Annotated in this window: 16 protein-coding genes; 8 read left to right on the top strand and 8 right to left on the bottom strand. The window is 34.1% G+C overall.

Translation table 11 applies throughout. The annotated features are described in order from the left end of the window. Positions 1-21: 21 nt before the first annotated feature. The 5 genes from FLV_RS00410 to FLV_RS00390 all read left to right on the top strand — a co-directional run bounded on the left by FLV_RS00410 (position 22) and on the right by FLV_RS00390 (position 5,803). The gene (locus FLV_RS00410; protein ID WP_243229985.1) at positions 22-1,410 is read left to right on the top strand and encodes a CmpA/NrtA family ABC transporter substrate-binding protein; all 1,389 of its coding nucleotides are present in this window, start codon (positions 22-24) and stop codon (positions 1,408-1,410) included. A 190-nt stretch (positions 1,411-1,600) separates the two neighbouring features. After that, positions 1,601-1,966, top strand: coding sequence for a hypothetical protein (locus FLV_RS00405; RefSeq protein ID WP_243229983.1), 366 nt, complete (start codon positions 1,601-1,603; stop codon positions 1,964-1,966). Positions 1,967-2,489: 523 nt separating this feature from the next. Further along, complete coding sequence (locus FLV_RS00400; RefSeq protein WP_243229980.1) at positions 2,490-3,260, top strand: alpha/beta hydrolase; 771 nt, start codon at positions 2,490-2,492, stop codon at positions 3,258-3,260. A 491-nt stretch (positions 3,261-3,751) separates the two neighbouring features. Further along, positions 3,752-4,642, top strand: coding sequence for a hypothetical protein (locus FLV_RS00395; RefSeq protein ID WP_243229979.1), 891 nt, complete (start codon positions 3,752-3,754; stop codon positions 4,640-4,642). A 21-nt stretch (positions 4,643-4,663) separates the two neighbouring features. Next, positions 4,664-5,803, top strand: coding sequence for an OmpA family protein (locus FLV_RS00390; RefSeq protein ID WP_243229977.1), 1,140 nt, complete (start codon positions 4,664-4,666; stop codon positions 5,801-5,803). A 50-nt stretch (positions 5,804-5,853) separates the two neighbouring features. Here FLV_RS00390 and FLV_RS00385 read toward each other — a convergent pair whose 3' ends face one another. Further along, positions 5,854-6,780, bottom strand: a complete 927-nt coding sequence (locus FLV_RS00385; protein ID WP_243229974.1) for a ClpXP adapter SpxH family protein — start codon at positions 6,778-6,780, stop codon at positions 5,854-5,856. A gap of 188 nt (positions 6,781-6,968) precedes the next feature. Beyond that, positions 6,969-7,328 (bottom strand): nuclear transport factor 2 family protein, encoded by a 360-nt coding sequence (locus tag FLV_RS00375; RefSeq protein WP_243229971.1) that lies wholly within the window; start codon positions 7,326-7,328, stop codon positions 6,969-6,971. A gap of 143 nt (positions 7,329-7,471) precedes the next feature. On the opposite strand from FLV_RS00375, the gene FLV_RS00370 reads away from it, so the two are divergent. Further along, entirely contained in the window at positions 7,472-7,846 is a 375-nt protein-coding gene (locus FLV_RS00370; protein WP_243229970.1) for a winged helix-turn-helix transcriptional regulator, read from the top strand. Positions 7,847-8,085: 239 nt separating this feature from the next. Here FLV_RS00370 and FLV_RS00365 read toward each other — a convergent pair whose 3' ends face one another. Further along, entirely contained in the window at positions 8,086-9,390 is a 1,305-nt protein-coding gene (locus FLV_RS00365; RefSeq protein ID WP_243229969.1) for an ammonium transporter, read from the bottom strand. A 383-nt stretch (positions 9,391-9,773) separates the two neighbouring features. Here FLV_RS00365 and FLV_RS00360 point away from each other — a divergent pair, with 383 nt between their 5' ends. Then, positions 9,774-10,520 carry a PAS domain-containing protein gene (locus FLV_RS00360; RefSeq protein ID WP_243229968.1) on the top strand — a complete coding sequence of 249 codons (747 nt, stop codon included), beginning with the start codon at positions 9,774-9,776 and terminating at the stop codon, positions 10,518-10,520. Positions 10,521-10,770: 250 nt separating this feature from the next. On the opposite strand, the gene FLV_RS00355 is transcribed toward FLV_RS00360, so the two are convergent. From FLV_RS00355 to FLV_RS00335, 5 genes are all read right to left on the bottom strand, one after another. Then, positions 10,771-11,577: an ABC transporter ATP-binding protein gene (locus FLV_RS00355; RefSeq protein WP_243229967.1), complete on the bottom strand. Its 807-nt coding sequence runs from the start codon at positions 11,575-11,577 to the stop codon at positions 10,771-10,773. Between the two features lie 98 nt (positions 11,578-11,675). Next, positions 11,676-12,563 (bottom strand): nitrate ABC transporter permease, encoded by an 888-nt coding sequence (gene ntrB / locus FLV_RS00350; RefSeq protein WP_243229965.1) that lies wholly within the window; start codon positions 12,561-12,563, stop codon positions 11,676-11,678. 147 nt (positions 12,564-12,710) lie between these two features. Further along, the gene (locus FLV_RS00345) at positions 12,711-13,925 is read right to left on the bottom strand and encodes a CmpA/NrtA family ABC transporter substrate-binding protein (RefSeq protein ID WP_243229964.1); all 1,215 of its coding nucleotides are present in this window, start codon (positions 13,923-13,925) and stop codon (positions 12,711-12,713) included. Between the two features lie 29 nt (positions 13,926-13,954). Further along, a complete protein-coding gene (locus FLV_RS00340; RefSeq protein ID WP_243229962.1) occupies positions 13,955-15,406 on the bottom strand; it encodes an alginate export family protein in 1,452 nt (483 codons plus the stop codon). Positions 15,407-15,787: 381 nt separating this feature from the next. Beyond that, complete coding sequence (locus FLV_RS00335; protein ID WP_243229960.1) at positions 15,788-16,492, bottom strand: Crp/Fnr family transcriptional regulator; 705 nt, start codon at positions 16,490-16,492, stop codon at positions 15,788-15,790. A gap of 276 nt (positions 16,493-16,768) precedes the next feature. Here FLV_RS00335 and FLV_RS00330 point away from each other — a divergent pair, with 276 nt between their 5' ends. Beyond that, entirely contained in the window at positions 16,769-20,287 is a 3,519-nt protein-coding gene (locus FLV_RS00330; RefSeq protein ID WP_243229959.1) for a nitrate reductase, read from the top strand. Positions 20,288-20,371: the final 84 nt, after the last annotated feature.

Here is a 20,371-nt window from a genome sequence, read left to right as displayed (position 1 = left end):
ATAACCTAAAAACCAGTCCGTATGAAACCAACCTTACTTAGATTTTCTATGCTTATTATTGTACCCTTTATTATTTTTAGTTTTAGAGGAAAAAATACAAACTGGACATCTTTTAAACCCGGGATACCAGATCCTCCAACAACAAAAAAATTAGTTCTGGAGAAACCAAATGTAACCATAGGATTCATTAAACTTACGGACATGGCTCCATTGGCAATTGCAAAGCATCTTGGTTTTTTTGAAGCTGAAGGCTTAAATGTAAAACTGGAAGTACAGGCTAACTGGAGAGATATTTTAGACAAAGTTCTTGACCAGCAAATAGATGGTGCACAGATGCTTGCTGGCCAGCCCATCGCTGCAGCAGTAGGCTGTGGAAGACAGGGTGCGCTGGTTACCACATTTTCTATGGATTTGAATGGTAATGCCATTACAGTATCTAAAGATATCTGGTCAAAAATTGCAGACAGTATTCCGCAGGAATATGGCAGACCTGTACACCCTATACCGGCAAGCGCTCTGATGCCGGCTTTAAACATGTATAAAAAACTAAAAAAACCTTTTGTTATAGGAGTCGTTTCGGCCTATTCTAATCATAATTATCAATTGCGCTACTGGCTTGCAGCTGCCGGAATCAATCCCGGATTTTACAGCAATAACAATATCCAGGGAAGCAAAGGAACCACAGGCGGAGACGTATTGCTGAATGTAACGGCACCACCACAAATGCCTGAAACATTGCTCGCAGGTACCATAAATGCTTATTGTGTTGGAGAGCCATGGAATCAGCAGGCGGTCGATCAAGGAATTGGAGTACCAGTTGTAACGAGTAGGGAAATCTGGAAAAACCATCCTGAAAAAGTATTTGTGATGACAAAGGAATTTGTAGAAAAGTATCCAAATACAACCATTGCTATTACCAAAGCATTAATTAAAGCCGGAAAATGGCTCGATGATCCTGTAAACAGAAAAGAAGCAACCCGTATCTTATCAAAATCGGCTTATGTTGACGGAGAAAAGAGAGTAATCGATAATTCTATGTTGGGAACATTTGAATTTGAAAAAGGCGATATACGGTCTGTTCCTGATTTTAATGTTTTTTTCAGATACAACGCCACCTACCCTTATTATTCTGATGGTATTTGGTTTTTGACACAAATGAAACGCTGGGGACAAATTTCAGAATCTAAAACAAACGAATGGTATCATTCTAAAATTAAAGAAGTTTACAAACCTGAAATCTGGATGAACGCTGCCAAATTATTAATGGAAGAAGGTTTTTTAACAAAAGCCGAAATTCCGGTAACGGATGGGTATAAACCCGCAACCACAGAATTTATTGATAACATTCTTTATGACGGAAAAAAGCCTTTGGAATACATTAAAGGTTTTAAAATTGGAATTAAAGATTAACTGCCTAATCATTATTTCTATGAATCCCAAAATTTTTAGCTTGAAAAAATAATTTTTATTTAAAATTAACCTATATATTTTACCCTTTTCCTATTTCGGAAAAGGGTATCTTTTTTTGGCTTCCAAAAAACACATTATACGCTTTAATTATTTATATTTGAACCGATTAAGAACCCCAAATTCTATCCAAATGAAACCTTTTTTAAAGTTATCTATGTTAACCTTTTTTGTAACTCAAACCGGTATTGCTGAAAAATTCAACGAGGCCTTAATTTCAAAAAACTCTGAAATAAATTTTGCAAAAACACAAAAAAGAGGAATTAAAAAAAACAACATAATCTACTATGTTGAAAACGATTTGCAAACAATTTCTGCCTACAAAAGAAGCAAATTGAAATGGCAAACCAATGTAATTTCTGTTTGCGGAAAACCAAAAAATGGAAATCCTGAAATACGATATGTTGGCTATAATACAAACAAACTTCTTATCGTTATGGGAAAACACAATTTTGCAGAAATTGACATCAATAGCGGCATAACAACACTTGTTGGTTAAAAATAAAAGAGCAAAGCGATATTTAATCTAAATCAAGCATATCTTTTATCTGATGAAACTCATCGACTGGAGTTGCAATATGACATTCAGAAAAAGAGGCTGTCCGAAAAGCACTTTTCAAACAGTCACTGTCTTAATTTCATTACTATAAACAATTTTAGATTGAGGATTAATTATTTTTGACGCAAGCAATAGCAAACTGGTGAAGCATTTAAGATTTCATTCAGCTAAATATTTGATTGCCAATTCTGCAAAGCCATTTAATATTAAAAATCAGCAATCATATTATTTTTTTAAGCATTCGCTTCTACCTCTTTGTAGCTGCTAAAACCATTAATAATAAAAAACACTAATTAACAAAAAAACAATATTCTAAAATTAAAATCATAATTTTTAATTTGTATTTTCGTAAAAAAAAGACTACCAATTACTAACGACCTGAAAAATTTTGACAGGATGTCTCTCATTTTGCATTAACCATATTTTGAATTTAAAAAACACCCTAATTTAAACAAATTATATAATGTCAAAATCAAAAACAATTGTATTAGTACACGGCATGTTCGTGAATAATAATAGCTGGTCTGAATGGGAAACTTATTTTCAGCAAAAAGGATTCACTGTTTATGCACCTCCAAACCCAGGACATGAAGGAGATCCTTCAAGACTAAGAAAGACGCTTCACCATGAACTTGTCGAAACGGGTTTTATTGATGTCGTAACCAAAATAGCAAGATTTATTGATCGATTACCCGAAAAACCACTCGTTATTGGTCATTCGATGGCAGGACTCGCAGTACAAAAACTTCTGGACCTTGATAAAGTAGATGCTGCGGTGAGTATCAATGGAGCTCCTCCAAAAAATGTTTTTCCACCATTTTCTACTGTAAAAATTGTCTGGCCGGCAGTTAATTTCTTTTCCCTTAAAAAATATTATTTAGGAACCAGAGACTGGTATAACCGGGCATTTTTCAATACGCTTTCAAAACCAGAACAAGACAAAGCTTATGATTTAATTGCCGTTCCTGAAAGCAGAAAAATTGGAAGAGAAACACTACTGAAGTCTTTTTCTAATGCCAATTTTAAAAAACCACATCAACCGATTTTGTTTATTGGAGGAGGAAAAGACGCTATATTTCCACCAGAATTAACTAAAAAAATTGCCAGTCAATACAAAGACTCTAACAGCAAAGTTGATTTGAAAATTTTTGAAGATAAAAGCCATTATATCTGTGGCGAAAAAGGCTGGGAAGAAATCGCTGATTATATTTTGAATTGGTACGAAAAGTTATAAAAATTAAAAAAGCAGAGACATATTCTATACATCTGCAATAATATTTTTAAACTAACAAACAACACTTTACATATAAAAACAGGGATTAAAAAAAAAAAAACCTGATTTTTAGTTTAAATCCAAAATAAGGCTTTTGATTAATGTTCAAAGGTCTTATTTTTTTTATTGATTTTTATACATTATTATTATTTCTCAGTAAATAAAATGCCCGTTTTTATGGGGTTTATTTGGATATCATAGCCGTTTTTGAGTTTTATGAATGAGGAAAAACGACATCTAAGAGCGAAAAAACAGCAATTTCAGCATTGAAACATATTCATTAAAAATGTTATTTTTTTCAAATAATTATTTCGATTGTGAAAAAATAACTAATTAATAAAATAAAAAATGCTTTTATACTGATAATACAATAATACTCCACAAAAAGACTTTTAGTCCTAAATAGCTTGGTGTGAAATTTTTCATTTTATAAATTTGAAAAAAAAAAAACTATGACAGAGAAGAAAAGCACTAACAAAAAACCACTCATTTTATCACTTTTATTATTACTTGTAGGAGGCTATTCCTATTACCTATATGAAAGTAATGCTAAACTCAATACTGAAAAAACAGCATTAATTGACAATCTTACCAAATCCAGGGATTCAATTGCATCTGTAATCAATGAAAACAGCTCTATTAAAGAAGAGTTATTGGTAGAACAGCAAAAAATCACCAATCTGATTGATGAATTAAAAGAATCAAAAGCCACTGTAGAAGAACTGAACAAATACAAAACAGAAGTTATAAAACTCAGAAAGCAGGTAACACTCCTCAAAAGTGATAAAATGGAATTGGTGGAGAAATACGAAGCTTTAAAAAACAAACAAGACAGTACATTGACTGTTTTAAAAAATAAAGAAGAAAGCAATGGCAGCGGTTACGATAATACTAAAGTTAATTTGTCATCGAATCGTGGTACAAGTCTTTCTGAACACCTTAATGTTACTAAAAGTAAAAATGTAGTTTTTGCCAATTTGAGAGTAGAAACTTATTCTGCAAACAAAACGTTGACCAAAATGGTTACAACGGATAAATCCGATATGGTTAATTTTTGCAGGATCAAATTTTTGATACGTGGAAATTCAAATGTAAACGATTCAAAAGGAAGATATTATGTTCAAATTATCAATCCCGAAGGAGATGTAATAGGGTACAGACTTTCTCATAAATTTGGTTCCATTGTTTTAGATTACAGTTACCACGAAGACTATAGTTATGCAGGAGAAAATTTAGAAGAAATATCAGGTCTGCCTTTGTCTGCTTTATCAAAAGGAAATTATACCATCTATTTGTTTAAAAACGACAAAATTGCCTTGAAATCAGGTTTTACTTTAATTTAATCCTAATACTCTATCCCATCAATGTATTCAAAACAAATTCAAATTCTAAAAAGGTCTGTCAGCAATTACAATATCAATGAATCAAGCAAATATTTGGACGAATTTGAAAATAGTGTATCCAAAGCTATTGATTTGTCTTTAGAAATAATTGTAAAAAAAATAATTGATACTACCGATAGCTTCAAAATAGACTTGTTTTATAAAGATGCCTATAAGATAAGAAATACCCATGAAAATATAATCCAGAATATCCCTGCTGTTTTAACCAATGATACTTCATTGGATGAGCTTAGTGAAAATTTTGAATTGAATTTTTCGCTTGATTTGAATACTATCACGGAGTCTATTGCTCAAAAAACCTTCATTAAATTAGATTCTGCTGAAAGAATCTTTAAGATGTCGATTATTGTAGTAATTTGTTATTTTGTTGAACAAAAAATAGACAAAGCCCACATCAAATCTCATTTTGAAGACGAAGTAACAGAGAAAGAACCCGAACAGGATATTCAGGAAAAAGAAATAGAAGAAACCGCTAAGCCTGGTTTGTCCAAAAAAATGGTTTTTGCCATAGCAGCCATACTTCTGGTGGGCTTATCCTTGTTTTTTATGACAGGTTCCAGACAAGGAACAACCGCAACAGAAACCACTATCGATGCCGAAAAACAGCCTCAAAACATCGAATTTAAAGATATTAACAAACTCGGCGACTATATCGATTATATGCTGCCAAGTGACGATATTATTACCATACCGGAAAAAGGCAGTGAGAAAGCCATTCTGGATTTTATTCTCGATAATTCCAACAGTCTCAATGGTTCAGGATACTGGATTGTTTTAGACAGAATTCATTTTAAAGACAGAGCCCCTTCGTATTTTATTGATTCTGAAGAACAAATAACCAACATTGCTCTGATTTTATCTTCTTTTCCAAAAACCAAAATAGAAATTGCAGGTTACACCGATAATTTAGGAAATCCCAAAAGCAATGAAACGTTGAGTTTGAAAAGAGCAAATTCCATAAAAGACGCACTGGTTAAATTAAAAATTTCAGAAGATAGAATTTCCACAAAAGGCTATGGGCAGGAATTTCCTTTGTTCAAAAATGATAACGAAACCAATAGAAAAGAAAACAGAAGAATTGCTGTTAAAATAATTAAATAAATGCCGAAGCTTTCACTTTGGCATTTATTTAATTAACATAACAGATGGTATTAGAACTTGGTATTTTTAACTGACCAGATCGAACCATTTTTAGTTGTTGTTTTATGAAGTTTTGCTTCGTCAGTCAGTTTTTGCAAAAGTATTTCGCTCTCTTTTCGTGATAACCCCGATAATTCCGAAAATTCTTTTACAGTCAAAGAAGAGTATTTGTGGAATAAGCCTGTCCATGAGGTATCAAATTTATTTTTTTCTGCCTTTGGAAATGCAGTCAGTACAGCATCTTCAAAGGTCTGATACGGCTTAAAGCCATAAACGGTCTGCTCATTATTCAGGCTGTCAATAAAAAACAAAGTTGGAAAACCTCTTACTCCCAGTTTTTTTGCTAATGCTAAATCTTCTTCAAAAAGCATTTTGGCTTTAGTGTCGTAATCTGTTTTTAACTTTGTAACATCTAAACCGGTTTTGCTGGCGGCTAATGCCAAATACTCCCATTTGTCAATATTTTTCTTTTCGATGAAAACCATTTCCCGTATTCTTCTTAAAAACGATACCGCCTTTGATTCATCCTGCATCTGAGCGGCTTTAAATGCAATAGAAGGAGGATAAGAAGAACTTAGAGGATCTTCAATCCAGACATCACCATCAATCGGCATATCATAATAACGGCTTACTTCGTCCCAATGTTGTGCCACATCCGAAGGTTTGCTTATCCCGCCACTGTTGTAACTCCAGTCCGGTAAAAGTCCTCCCATGCGGTATTCAATATCAATATTATTTCCGTATTCCAGTTTTAGTTTTCGCAGCTGCGGTTCAATACCCCAGCAGGAAGAACAAATAGGGTCTGTAAAATAAATGATTTTCACAGGTTTATTGTGTTCAAAAGAGTGTGTGCCGTTTTTGGTTTTGTCATTTACAGGCATTTCGCAGATACCTTTTTCAGGATCACATAAAAGTGGATTGTTATTTTTTTCTTTCATTTTGTTATTGGTTTGAGACTGACAGCTAATATTGCAAAGCACAATTAATGTCATTATTGTTTTTAATATCATTTTTTGAACAATTTTTCAGCATACGCAGTGTTGGCATATTCTTCCATTCTTGTAATTAAACCTTCTTCAACCGTGTAAACCTGTACCCATTTTTGCTCCAAAATTTCTCCGTTTTTTTAATTTTTTTGTTTTTCAGAACCAAGAACAACAACCGTTTTTCCATTGTTTAAAATTTGTTCAACCTTAAAATCAAGAATTTCAACATTTGAAACAATATTACTAATAAATTTTACAACTTCATTTTTACCTTTATAAGTACCCGAATAAGGAATAAGTTCACTGCCATTGTAGTTCCAAATAGTAGATTCTGAAAGTGTTAATTTTAAAGCTTCCATGTTCCCTGTCCCAAATGCCTGAAGCATTGTGTTTATGATTTCAACTTCTTTGCTTTTGTTATTTTGCGCATTTACCTTTAATGTTATTAGACTTAATGTCAATAAAATCATTCCTGCCGTTTTGTTAATTGTGTTTTTCATTTTTTTAATTTAATTGTTATTAATTTAGGACAAAATTAAAGTACACTGAATGTACATTAGCTACGGGTTTCCTTTTAGATATTAGTTTCCTCTTGGAAACTAATATCTAAAAGGATAATTTAGCAGTGTAAATAATTCATAAAATGAAAAAGAACGCTCAAATAAATTCAACACAAGTTTGTCAAGTAAGAATGAGGGCCATAAGTGATGCAATGAGTTTATTGTCTGGTAAATGGAAATTTCATATTTTAGGGACACTCATTGAAGGAAATACATTGGGTTTCATGGACTTGTTGAGAGAAATAAATGGAATAGGAACCAAAATGCTGTCCAAAGAACTTCAAGATTTAGAAATAAATAATTTAGTGAGCAGAACAGTAATGAACACAAAACCCATTACGGTTCAATATTCCATTACTGAGTACGGAAAAACTCTTTTGCCTCTTATTGATGAATTGGCAAAATGGGGCACTGATTATAGAAAATCTGTTTACCCAAAAAACATAGGTGAGAAATGAATGCAGGGGTGATATATTTTTACTTTTTTAAACTTGTTTTTAGGTTAAAGCAAAGGGGAATTTAATTATATTTTTTTGAGTATTTATTTTTCACTCATTTGAAAAAGGCTAATATCAAAAAAAAAAAATGCCCGAATCCGTTTTATCCGCATTCCATCTTCTCAAACAAAAAGCCATTATTTATCATCAGTAACAATGATAAATAATGGCCTTACCAGTAAATGAAGCAGGGCAAAAAATTATTTATTAATGAACTGGTTACCATCCAATCCATCAATTTCCTGTTGTTCACTTACTTTAATAGGTGAAATAGCATTGACGATAATAAATAGTAAATAAGAAACCGCAAAAGAAAATACAGAAACGATTACTATGGCAATAATCTGGTTTACGATTAATGTTGAACCTCCAAATAACAAACCAGCCTCAGTAATACCAGGATTAATCGCTTTATTGGCAAAAACTCCTGTCAATAACATCCCTGAAATTCCACCTAAGGCATGACACCCAAATACATCCAGTGCATCGTTGATGATTTTGAATTCACTCACAATAATATAACTGATGATGCTGGCAATACAGCCTATCGAAACGGCATGTTCAATACTTACATAACCGGAAGCAGGTGTAATGGCTACTAAACCAACCAGAATTCCCAGACAGGTTTCGACAGCAGTGATTTCATACCCTCTGATTTTATCCAGAAACATCCAGGCAAATCCGCCCGCTGCAGCAGCTACAACCGAATTGGCTATGGCTTGTGCCGCCAGACCATTTGCCGCTAAGGCCGAGCCTCCGTTGAAACCCAGCCATCCAATCCATAAAATTCCTGTTCCTAAAAGTACATACGGAACCTGCTCTGCTTTAGACACATGCAGTTTTCGTTCTCCTAAATAGATGGCTCCTGCTAATGCCGCCCAGCCAGCACTCATATGTACAACGGTACCTCCGGCAAAATCCAAAACTCCCAGTTTAAAAAAGAATCCGTCAGGATGCCAGGTCATGTGTGCAATTGGAGCATACACAAATAATGAAAACAAAGCGATAAATAATATATAAGGCAGTAAGTTGATACGTTCTGCAAATGAACCTGAAATTAAGGCAGGCGTAATAATGGCAAACATCATTTGATAAACTGCAAAAATAATCAATGGTGTAGTGGGCGATAAAATCCAGCTGGATTGTATGCCAACGCCCTGAAAAAAGAAATGGGTAGTCGGGTCTCCGATAATTCCTCTAATAGAAGGACCAAAACTTAAACTGTACCCTACGATTAACCATAAGACAGCGATCACAACCATAGCCAAAAAACTTTGCAGCATAGTTGTAATTACACTGTTTTTACCCACTAAACCTCCGTAAAAAAAAGCAAGTCCCGGGGTCATCAATAATACTAAGACACTCGCAACAATCATCCAGGCTGTATCCCCGGAATCGAACTTGGGAGTAGAGACAGGAATGACCTGATCGACAAAAATTAAATTAGAAAAAATAGGTACAATCATTACCAATAATAAAATCAATGTTAAAAAAATTCTTTTCATGTTATATTGTTTTGAGTTCATTTCAAAAATATTGATTTATTAATTATTTGTTAAAAACAGACAGGATCGTTAACCGCAAAAAAGGGTGGTTTTTAGCAGGATTAACTGTCTAAAAACAGTAATCTGCTTTTTTTAGACAGGCTAATTTTAACAATTCCATAATTTAGGCATATAAAAAAAGTAGTCAGATTATGAGATACACAAAAAACACACAAATTGAAAATATTTATCAAAAAACACATTTAACTGAGAATTATATTACGTTTTTGTTAATTTTAGCTTATTGATTAAAAAATACTTCTTAAAAACACAGAGTTGTAAAAAATATACTAATTTTGCCAATAAGCCAAAATGATATATTTATTGATTAAAAAAATAAGAAAATGGGAGCGGAAGAATCTAAATATAATATAAGTCCTATGACTTCAGATGATAAAGTATTTGAATTGACACAAAGACCAACACCTTCTGACCGAGAAGTAATTTGGGACAAAACAAAGACTTTGCTTTGTAAAACCGATTCTAAAGGAATTATAATGTATGCCAACGAAGCATTCATTGATGTATGCGGTTATGACGATTTTGAATTAATCACCAAAAGCAGCAACATTACCCGACATCCGGATATGCCCAGAGTAATATTTAAAATCATGTGGGAAATTATTTCTGAAGGTAAAGATTTTATCACACTGGTTAAGAATATGGCAAAAACAGGCCGATATTATTGGGTAATCAATGAAATCAATACGGCTACAGATAAAAACGGAGAGTACACATATACCAGCAGACAGAATTCTTTATCAGAAGAGAGCAAAGCTTTGAAAAAAGTGAATACATTATATAAAAAACTGCTGCATATTGAACAGGCAAGCGGTGTAGTGGCCAGCGAAAATTATCTGATTGGCTTTCTGGAAGAACGCAATGAAACATTTGTAGAATACATCAGCGGTATTTTGGAATCCAATAATTCAGATGAAAATGAAGCTGTAGAAAATAATGCAGAAGCTGCTATCACTTCAAAAGTTGCTGAAAAAACTGTCTCTGAAAATTCAGACACAGAAACTTCTGACATTGTTAAGATTAAGAAAAAAGGGTTTTTTACAGGTTTCTTCGCTAATGAGGAAAAATAAATCTCAATAAATAATAAAAAAACCTCAATGTCTTTATAAATTACTTAAAAAGAAATTGAGGTTTTTTTTATTTACTTCAATATTTTAATTGACCTTGACATACTCAAATGCCTCCATCTGATCAGAGGCTATTGATCCTTTTTTTTGAAAATCAAAAGGATCAATATGAAATTTGATTAAAACAATAGACAAAGAAACAATTGTCTGTTTTGTTGTTTTGCAAAGTTTTAAATTGATTTTTAATTAAAAACTAACTTTTGTACACCATTCCCATATCTTCGATAGAGAATTTATCTGTCAACAAATGCAATAATCGGTCTCTTAAAGCGATATATTCAGGCATTTTTACAATTTCGATTTTGTTTCTAGGTCTTGGTAAATTTACTTCTACGATTTCACGAATAGTAGATGCTGGGCCATTATTTAAAACCACAATTCGGTCTGATAAAAACAACGCTTCTTCGATATCGTGTGTAATCATAACAATCGTTTTTTCACGGTTGTTTAAGTTCCATAATTTTAAAACCTCTAATTGCATAGAACCTTTTGTCAGGGCATCCAAAGCACCAAACGGTTCATCTAAAAGCAATACGCCGGGATTTATAGCAAACGCTCTCGCAATGGCAACACGCTGTTTCATCCCGCCCGAAAGCTGTCCCGGTAATTTATCTTTATGCTCAAATAAATTAACCATTTTTAGGTTCTGAATCACGATTTCGTGTTTTTCTTTTTTAGAGATATTCATTACCGAATCAACAGCCTGAAAAATATTTTCTTCAACCGTCAGCCATGGCAAAAGCGAATAGTTCTGGAAAACGATTCCGCGATCTGGTCCCGGTCCTTTTATTTTTTCACTGGCCAATTCAACAGAACCTCCGGTTGGGGTTAACATCCCTCCAATAGCATTCATAATCGTTGATTTTCCGCAGCCTGAATGCCCAATGATAGAGATGATTTCTCCTTTTTGGATAGACAAATTAATATCGCGAACAGCTATATATTTTCCTTTTGGGGTTGGGAATGATATTTCTAAATTTTTTATTTCTAAATAACTCATGATGTTTTAGTTTTAAATTTTTGAAAAGTTTCAAGTTTCAGGTTTCAAGTGAAAAAAACTTAGTGTCTTAGCCACTTAGAACCTCAGCACCTTTCTTGTTAGGCTTTATACGCTACTTTGCTCTCAATAAAAGTGAATAATTTATCAAATAATAATCCCACAATTCCGATGATAATAATGGCTGAGATAACTTTTTCCAAACTCAGGGCATTCCAGCTGTCCCATACGAAAAATCCAATTCCTGCTCCTCCCGAAAGCATTTCTCCGGCAACAATTACCAACCAGGCAACACTGATACTTAAACGCAATCCGGTAATGATGTGAGGCAAACTATACGGAATTAAAATTTTGGTTAAATAACGCATTTTGGAAAATCCGAATGCTTTTGCCACATTTTTATGATCCTGCGGAATCGAAGCCACTCCAAAAGAAGTATTGATTAAAGTAGACCAAAGCGAAGTAATAAAAACAATAAAAATAGTCGCCATTCCGGTATCCTTAAAAACCACTAACCCGATTGGAAACCACGCCAAAGGCGAAACCGGTTTTAAAAGCTGTACAATTGGATAGAAAATTTGTTTGCAAATCGTACTCGCTCCCATCAAAATCCCAATAGGAATCGCAATTAACGATCCTAATAAAAATCCTGACAAAACAGTTTTTATTGAGTTGAATAACTGCAATCCGATTCCTTTGTCATTCGGACCATAATCGTAAAAAGGATCACTGAGCATTTCTTTTAAAACCGTAAAAGTTGCTAAAGGTCCCGGCAAGGCATCTTTGGTATAACTACTGAGTAAACTCCAAAAGCCTATAAAAATAAGAACTCCAATTCCGGCTAATACAGTCGATTTTAGTTTGGTTCCGAATTGACTAATTATTAATTTAAGTTTCTCACTTTTTACTGAATCCTTGATAGTTTCCGAAGTCAAAACCTCAGCCTGACCGGTAATATCACTTAGTGTTAATGTATCTTTATCTGACATGATATTGAAATTTAAATTTGAAAAATATTTTAAAGTTTGCCACAGATTAAAAAGATTCTTTTTGATTAAGGGCTTCAAGTAGGTTTAAAGAATAATCTTTTTAAATCCTTAAATCTGTGGCTGAAATAATTCTATATCTTATGATTTCTATTTTTTAACTACTTTTAAATAAGCTGCCGGATTCGAAGGATCAAAAACCGTTTTATCCATGGTTAAAGAGAAAGGTTTCATATCATCATTTGGCACTTTTACCTTCATACTTTTTGCCACTTCTTCGTATAAATCCTGTAAAATCAATTTGTCTGCAATTGCTTTGTAATTAGGAGCTTCTTTTAAATATCCAAATCGTACATATTGCGCCATTGCCCATATTGCATGTGATTTGCGAGGGTAATTTACCATTCCGCCTTTATAAAAAAGCATATAATCTTTGTCGTAAATTTCAGTTCCCTGATTACATCCTAAATCGTAATTCCCCATTAATCTGTTTTCAATAACATCTGCAGGAGCGTTTACATAAGGTGCTTTACCGATGATTGCAGCTGCCTTTTTACGATTGGCCGGATTGTCTAACCAGATACAGGCTTCTAAAACTGCTTTCATTACTTTTACCAAATTGGTTCTTTGTTTTTCGCTAAACTCTTTATTAACAACTAAAGCTTTTTCAGGATGGTCTTTCCAAATATCCTGAGAGGCTACTTGTGTAAAACCAATTCCCTGTTTTACCGCAACTCCTCCCCAAGGCTCTCCAACACAGTAACCATCCATGTTTCCAACTTTCATATTGGCTACCATTTGCGGAGGCGGAATCGTAATAATTTTAGATGTTTTTTGGTTTACACCTGCAATTGCCATCCAGTTGCGCAACCATAAATCGTGTGTTCCTCCCGGAAAAGTCATCGCAAAAGTCACTTCTTTCTCTGCTTTTAATTTTGCTGCCACAACCGGTGCCACCTTATTCATTTGTTTGAAACCAACTTTTCCGCAAAAATCTTTTGAAAGTGTAATCGCCTGCCCATTTACATTGAGCATCATAGCGATTTTCATTTCAGAACCTGCTTTACCTCCTACCCCTGTGTAAACCGAAAATGGCATTGAATACAGACAGTGCGCTCCGTCTAATTCTCCGGTTAAAATTTTATCACGAACATTCGCCCATGAAGATTCTTTGGTCACTACGACTTCAACGCCGTATTTTTTAAACAATCCCAGTTCTTTTGCCATTACAATTGGCGAGCAATCGGTAAGCGGAATAAATCCTAATTTTACCGGGTCATTCTGAGCTGACATTTCCGAAAAGGAAGCTACGATGACTACTACTAAAGTCAATATCGTTTTTGTGAGTGTGTTTATTTTTTTCATTTTAAATAGATTTAAAAGTTATTTAGAATTTATTTTTTGGCTAAAAAATTGGGTTTGATATTTAGCATTACATAAGCAAATTGTGGTGTTAAATCGGCATTGGCAACATTTTTAACCGGTGCAGAAGCCATTGAATTTGTTGCTTTCATGATAGAATAACCAGCTTCAAAATTGATAATTTTTGTTAGATTATATTTTACCGTCAAATCAACTTCTGTTCCCAGATAAGAGTTTAATTTTCCTCCGGTTCCGTTAGCAATTTTGTTTGCCGATTCAAAACCGTGTACATCTAAAAAGAAGCTTAGATTGTCTTTGGCATTGTATTTTATTTTAAAGAAATAATTTAATAACCCTTGTTTTCCGAAGCCATTGGCTGCATAAAAATAATCCATACTCCCCCAGAATTTATGAGGTGTTCCGTATAATGGATCAAAACGATTATTGTCAGAAGCTGCAGTTACTGATTTTGTCCCGTCATCACCGGATAGATAATCTACTCCTGGACCTATAAATAATTTTCTTCCAACCTGATAAGTTGATGTAATTGAAGCCATGTTAGCACTTAAAGATCTTCCGTCTTTGTCATGACCTCCCTGATGATAAAAGCTCCCTGTAAAGTTTAATTTTCTGGTTGCGTTTACATTATAATAAATTCCGGTTGTGTTTCTGCTCCAAACCCCTTCTCCGTTTACTTTTGTAGTTACAGGAGGCGTTCCGGCTGTTACGTTGGTGTATTTATTAAAATCATCTTTAAAGAACAAAAAAGACAAATCACCAAAGAAGAATTTTTTACCTATATAAGCATATTGAAATGACTTATACATCGTTCCGATTCCGTTCGTTCCTGCACCATACGCCGGGTTAGTTCCGTTGTAAATTGTTCCAGTATTGTTTTCTTTATTTTGGTTAAAGGCTGCTCCAATATCTGCAATCCAGCCTTTATTAGCATATTTCAGGATAATCGCATCGTGGCGTCTTGCTTGTTGTAACCAATCTAAGCTTCCTAAAACTTTTTGATCATCATAAGCAATTTCCTGACGCCCTGCTTTTACCGAAAAGTTCTGAATAGTACTTAGTGTGTCTACCAATGAAATTTCTGCCCAGGCTTCGTGCAATAAAATTCCGTTGTTAACCTCGGTGGTGCTTTTGTTGATAGAAGATGCATCTTGTCCCCATACGCGAACATCCTGCAATGAAGTGTAAATTTTAAAACGGTATCCGGTATATCCTGCAGATAATCTTGTTCTTTGACTTGTAAACAAGGCTGCTTTATCTCCTTTTTGCTGTAAAGTTCCTTGTCCGGCTCGCACTTCAACACGGTCTCTTAACTGACCTGTAAATGTAAATTGTGCTTTTGCTTCAAATTTCCCTAAACAAGTAACTGCGAATCCCAGTAAAATTGTTTTTGACAGTTTTGTGTTAAAAAGACTTTCTTTTTTTTGACTTTGATTCTTTACTATTAGATTGGTTAATTTAGACATGGTTATTTGTTTTGATTAGTATGAAGCAAATCTACATACGTATTAATACTTAAGTAGTATGCTTTTACCATATCAAAACATTTTTTTTTAACTCAAAAAAGCGTTTTAAAATCAATTTATTTACTGTGTTATCGCAGAAATTTAAAAATATCCTAGATATAACAAGGCCTTTCGATTACGCAACTTTTAGATTTAGTATCGTATTTTAAAGAAAAATGGTTTTAAATAAATGAAAAACAAAGCCTTTTTGAGATGTTTTTTAGCATTTAAAGCGAAAAAACTTAAAAATATACGTAGATTTATTTCTAAGTGCCTATAAGAAATACGTAAATAGAGGTTTTAATTAAGGAGGAAATATTTCTGGAATGGGAAATGTATCTTTTAGAAATACTTATGTTCTATTATTTCAGATTGCAGTTTTGGAAGTGCCAATAACCCAATTCTTTTGCCAACCGTTTTAACAAGCCCTTCTTTTTTAAGGCTGGAAAGTACACGAATTGCCTGTTCTTCAGTAGTTCCGGCAAAATCAGCGATTTCTTTTCGGGATAGTTCAATTTCTATCAAACCATTGGTTTGTCCGAATTTTTTGTGAATATAAAGCAGTAAATCAATTACACGTTCACGTACATTCATGTGAGCAATTTTTCGAATATTATTTTCGCTTTTGTTTAATTCATCTGCATAAAATAACATTAAGTCATAAGTGAATTCAGGAACATTTCGAAGAATCTCCATCATGGTTTCATTACTGAAATTACATAAAACAGTATCTTCCAATGCATAAGCTCCAATTAAATATCGCTTGCTGGTTCCAAAACCACGAAATCCGATAGTATCGCCGTTTTTAGTTAACCGAACAATTTGTTCACGTCCGTTGATACCGGTTTTAACCGTTTTTACTTTTCCCTTGCAGATAAAATAAAGTCCCTGAATAGGAGCACCTTCAATAATAAACTGATGTGATTTTTTGCAGATGAAGCTGTGTTTTTTTGCCACATACTGCTTCATTTGCTCTAAATGCAGGTGTTTTTTTATAAAACAGTTTTCGTTTGCGCAGGTATCACAAATGGCCAATTCTTCTTTCATGTGGACAGCTTTTTTTTAGTACTTAGTGATTAGTCCTTAGTGATTAGCTTTAATTCGGTAAATCTTTTTAGATCTAATTACTTATAACTATTCACTAATTACTTATATACAAACGAATTTCCTTTCCCTTATTTATTTTGATTCAAAAATAGAAAAATAAATTGACAAAATAAGTATTTATACGTAAAAATACTTATTTTTGTATAACTTTAAATAAGTGCTTTATCTAAAACCTTATTAAAAGACAATATTTTGTAGTATTTAAAAATAACCGGGATGCAAAACACAAAAATCAAAACTACCTGTTCCTACTGTGGCGTTGGCTGCGGAATTATTGTAACAAATGATTCCAAAAATGGTGTAATGGTTGAAGGAGACAAAGATCATCCTGTGAACAGAGGTATGTTGTGTTCTAAGGGAAGAAATTTACATTATGTTGTAAACGATACTTCAGACAGGATTCTATATCCGCAAATGCGCGGCAGCAAATCGTATCCTTTAGAACGCGTAAGCTGGGATACTGCAATTGATCGTGTTGCAGCCGTTTTTTCTTCTATCATAAAAAAGCACGGACCGGATAGTGTTGGATTTTACATTTCAGGCCAATGTTTAACCGAAGAATATTATTTAGTAAATAAATTAGTAAAAGGTTTTTTAAAGACGAATAATATAGATACCAATTCCAGACTTTGTATGAGTTCTGCTGTAGTTGGGTATAAAAAAACATTTGGCGAGGATTCTGTGCCAATTGCTTACGATGATATTGAACTGGCTGATACGTTTTTAATTACTGGGGCAAATCCTGCCTGGTGCCACCCGATTTTATTTAGAAGATTAGAGAAACACAAAGAAAATAATCCGAAAGTAAAAATTATTGTTGTCGATCCAAGAAGAACGGATACAGCAGCTTTTGCCGATTTACATTTACAGATTATTCCGGGTTCTGATATTATTTTATATCATGCGATGGCAAAACGTATCATCGAAAAAGGATATGTAGATCACGATTTTGTAAAAAATCACGCTGAGAATTTTAAAGAATATAAAGATTTAGTTTTAGGGACTTCACTGGAAAAAGCCTCAAAATTATGTGGAATTTCAGTAAACGACATTAAACTTGCCGCTGATACCATCGGAAAAGCAAAAGGTTTTATCTCGTTATGGGCAATGGGATTAAATCAAAGTGCAGTTGGGGTAGATAAAAATACCGCTTTACTGAATTTATCACTTTTAACAGGTCAGGTTGGTAAACCAGGTTCTGGCCCTTTTTCGCTGACAGGACAGCCTAATGCTATGGGCGGAAGAGAAGTGGGTGGAATGGCAACTTTGCTTGCAGCCCACAAAGACATTGCAAATCCGGAACACAGAAAAGAGGTTGCCGATTTTTGGGGCGTTGACTCTATATCAGATAAACCGGGTTTGACTGCGACCGAAATGTTCGAAGCACTGGAATCAGGTAAAATGAAAGCCGTTTGGATAATCTGCACCAATCCGTTAGTAAGTTTACCTGATTCCCGTCGTGTCGAAAAAGCCTTGCAAAATGCCAAATTTGTTGTGGTTCAGGATATTTCGCATAATGCCGATACGGCTAAATATGCCGATTTATTATTACCCGCAGCCGGCTGGCTGGAAAAAGACGGTACAATGACCAACTCTGAACGTCGTATCTCCTATTTACCAAAAGGAATAAACGCTCCGGGTGAAGCACTTCCGGATATTGAAATTTTAATTCGTTTTGCTCAAAAAATGAATTTTAACGGCTTTAATTTTAATAATGCCGAAGAGATTTACAAAGAGCATTGCGCCCTGACCAAAAACACGAATATCGATATTTCATTTTTAAATTATAACCGATTAAAAACCGAAGGTACTTTTCAGTGGCCGGTTCCAGATTATGGACACCCGGGAACTCCTCGTCTTTTTACGGATAAAAAATTCTATACGCCATCACAAAAAGCGATTTTTAATCTGCCAACGTCTATTGAAAATACATCAGAACTGCCTTCTCCTCAATTTCCTTTTATTCTTACTACAGGAAGGGTTCGCGACCAATGGCATACCATGACAAAAACCGGAAAAGTATCGCGTTTAATGACGCATACACCAAATCCTGTTCTTGAAATTAATCCAATCGATGCTTTTAAAACAGGCATTAAAGATGGCGATATCGTAACTGTAACCAGCAAAAATGGGGAGGTTCGTGTAAAAGCAAAAGTTACGGATTCGATCAGAGAAAAAGTAGTTTTTCTGCCAATGCACTGGGGAAAACAACTTGAAAATGATTTAAACAGAACCAACAATTTAACCAATACTTTAATCGATCCGGTTTCAAAAGAACCTGATTTTAAATACACTACAGTTTCGATTACGAAATACGTAAAACCTTTTAAGAAAATTGCGATTGTAGGAGCTGGTGCTGCGGCTTTCCGCTTTATTCAGAACTATCGTGAATTCAATTCTACTGATGAAATTATTGTTTTTTCAAATGAAATAAATCCATTTTACAATCGTGTATTGCTTCCTGAATATATGACAGGCGAATTTACCTGGCAGCAATTATTAAAAGTTAAAGATGGAGAAGCATTAAATAAATTGAAAATTACCATGAACGCGGGTGTTGCTGTTGGTAAAATAAATGCTGCCGAAAAAACAATCATTGACAGTAACGGCGACAGACATTCTTATGACTCCTTGATTCTGGCTACAGGAAGCCGTCCTTTTGTGCCGGAAAATGCACAATTACATTTGCCGGGACGTTTTACTGTAAGACGAAAAGAGGATGCCGATCGTTTAAAAACACATCTTGATAACACTAATTTACCTCCCGAAGAACAACATGTTGTAATCGTTGGCGGAGGATTATTAGGATTAGAATTAGCAGCAGCCTTAAAACATAAAAAAGTAAAAATCACTATAATTCAAAGAGCTTCACGTTTAATGGAACGCCAACTGGATCGTGTTTCAAGTAAATTATTAGCCGAAGAAGTCCAGCTTCGTGATATTCAGATATATTTTGATAACGAAGTAAGCACTGTTTTTGAAACTGATAATGACAACGAACTTGAAATAGCACTAAAAAGTGGCCGTATCATTACCGCAAATGCTATTGTATATACGATTGGAACGATTCCGAATATTGAAATTGCACGTGAAACAGGACTTTCCTGTGGCCGCGGTGTAAAAGTAAATCAGTATTTACAATCATCAAATCCTGACATTTATGCCATTGGAGAAATAGCGGAATTTGAAAATAAATTATTCGGAATCACATCAGCCGCTGAAGAACAAGCGGATATTCTGGCTAACTTTTTAGCGGGAGATATCAGCAGTTACTACAAAGGTTCCGTTTTAATGAATATCCTAAAACTGGAAGATATTAATCTGTGTAGTATTGGAGAAGTAGAAATTCCGGAAAACGATGATTCCTATGAAGAAATTGTTTTCTCTGATCTGAAACAGCGTTACTACAAAAAATGTATCGTTAAAAACGACTTATTGGTAGGCGCTATTTTAATGGGTGACAAAAACGAGTTTGCCGAATTCAAAACGATGATTGAGAGCAAAATCGAATTATCAGAAAAACGAAATTTATTGCTTAGAGGAAGTTCAAACGCCAAACCTGTTCTTGGGAAATTAGTTTGTTCCTGCAGTCAGGTTGGAGCCGGAAACATCGAAGAAACCATTAAAAGCGGCGTAAATAATTTTACCGATTTATGTAAAAATACCGGAGCCGGATTAGGCTGCGGAAGCTGTAAAACAGAGGTTAAAGAGATTTTAGCGAAGTGTAAAGTTTAAAAAAATGTTTCATGTTTTCTTTGTTTCACGTTTCAAGTTACCGCATCGAACATAACCTGAAACCTGAAACCTGAAACTAATAAA

Source organism: Flavobacterium pectinovorum (assembly GCF_022802975.1).
Classification (GTDB): Bacteria; Bacteroidota; Bacteroidia; order Flavobacteriales; family Flavobacteriaceae; genus Flavobacterium; species Flavobacterium pectinovorum_B.
The sequence above is the reverse complement of the archived record's forward strand: the minus strand, read 5'-3'. Positions and strand labels throughout refer to the sequence as shown.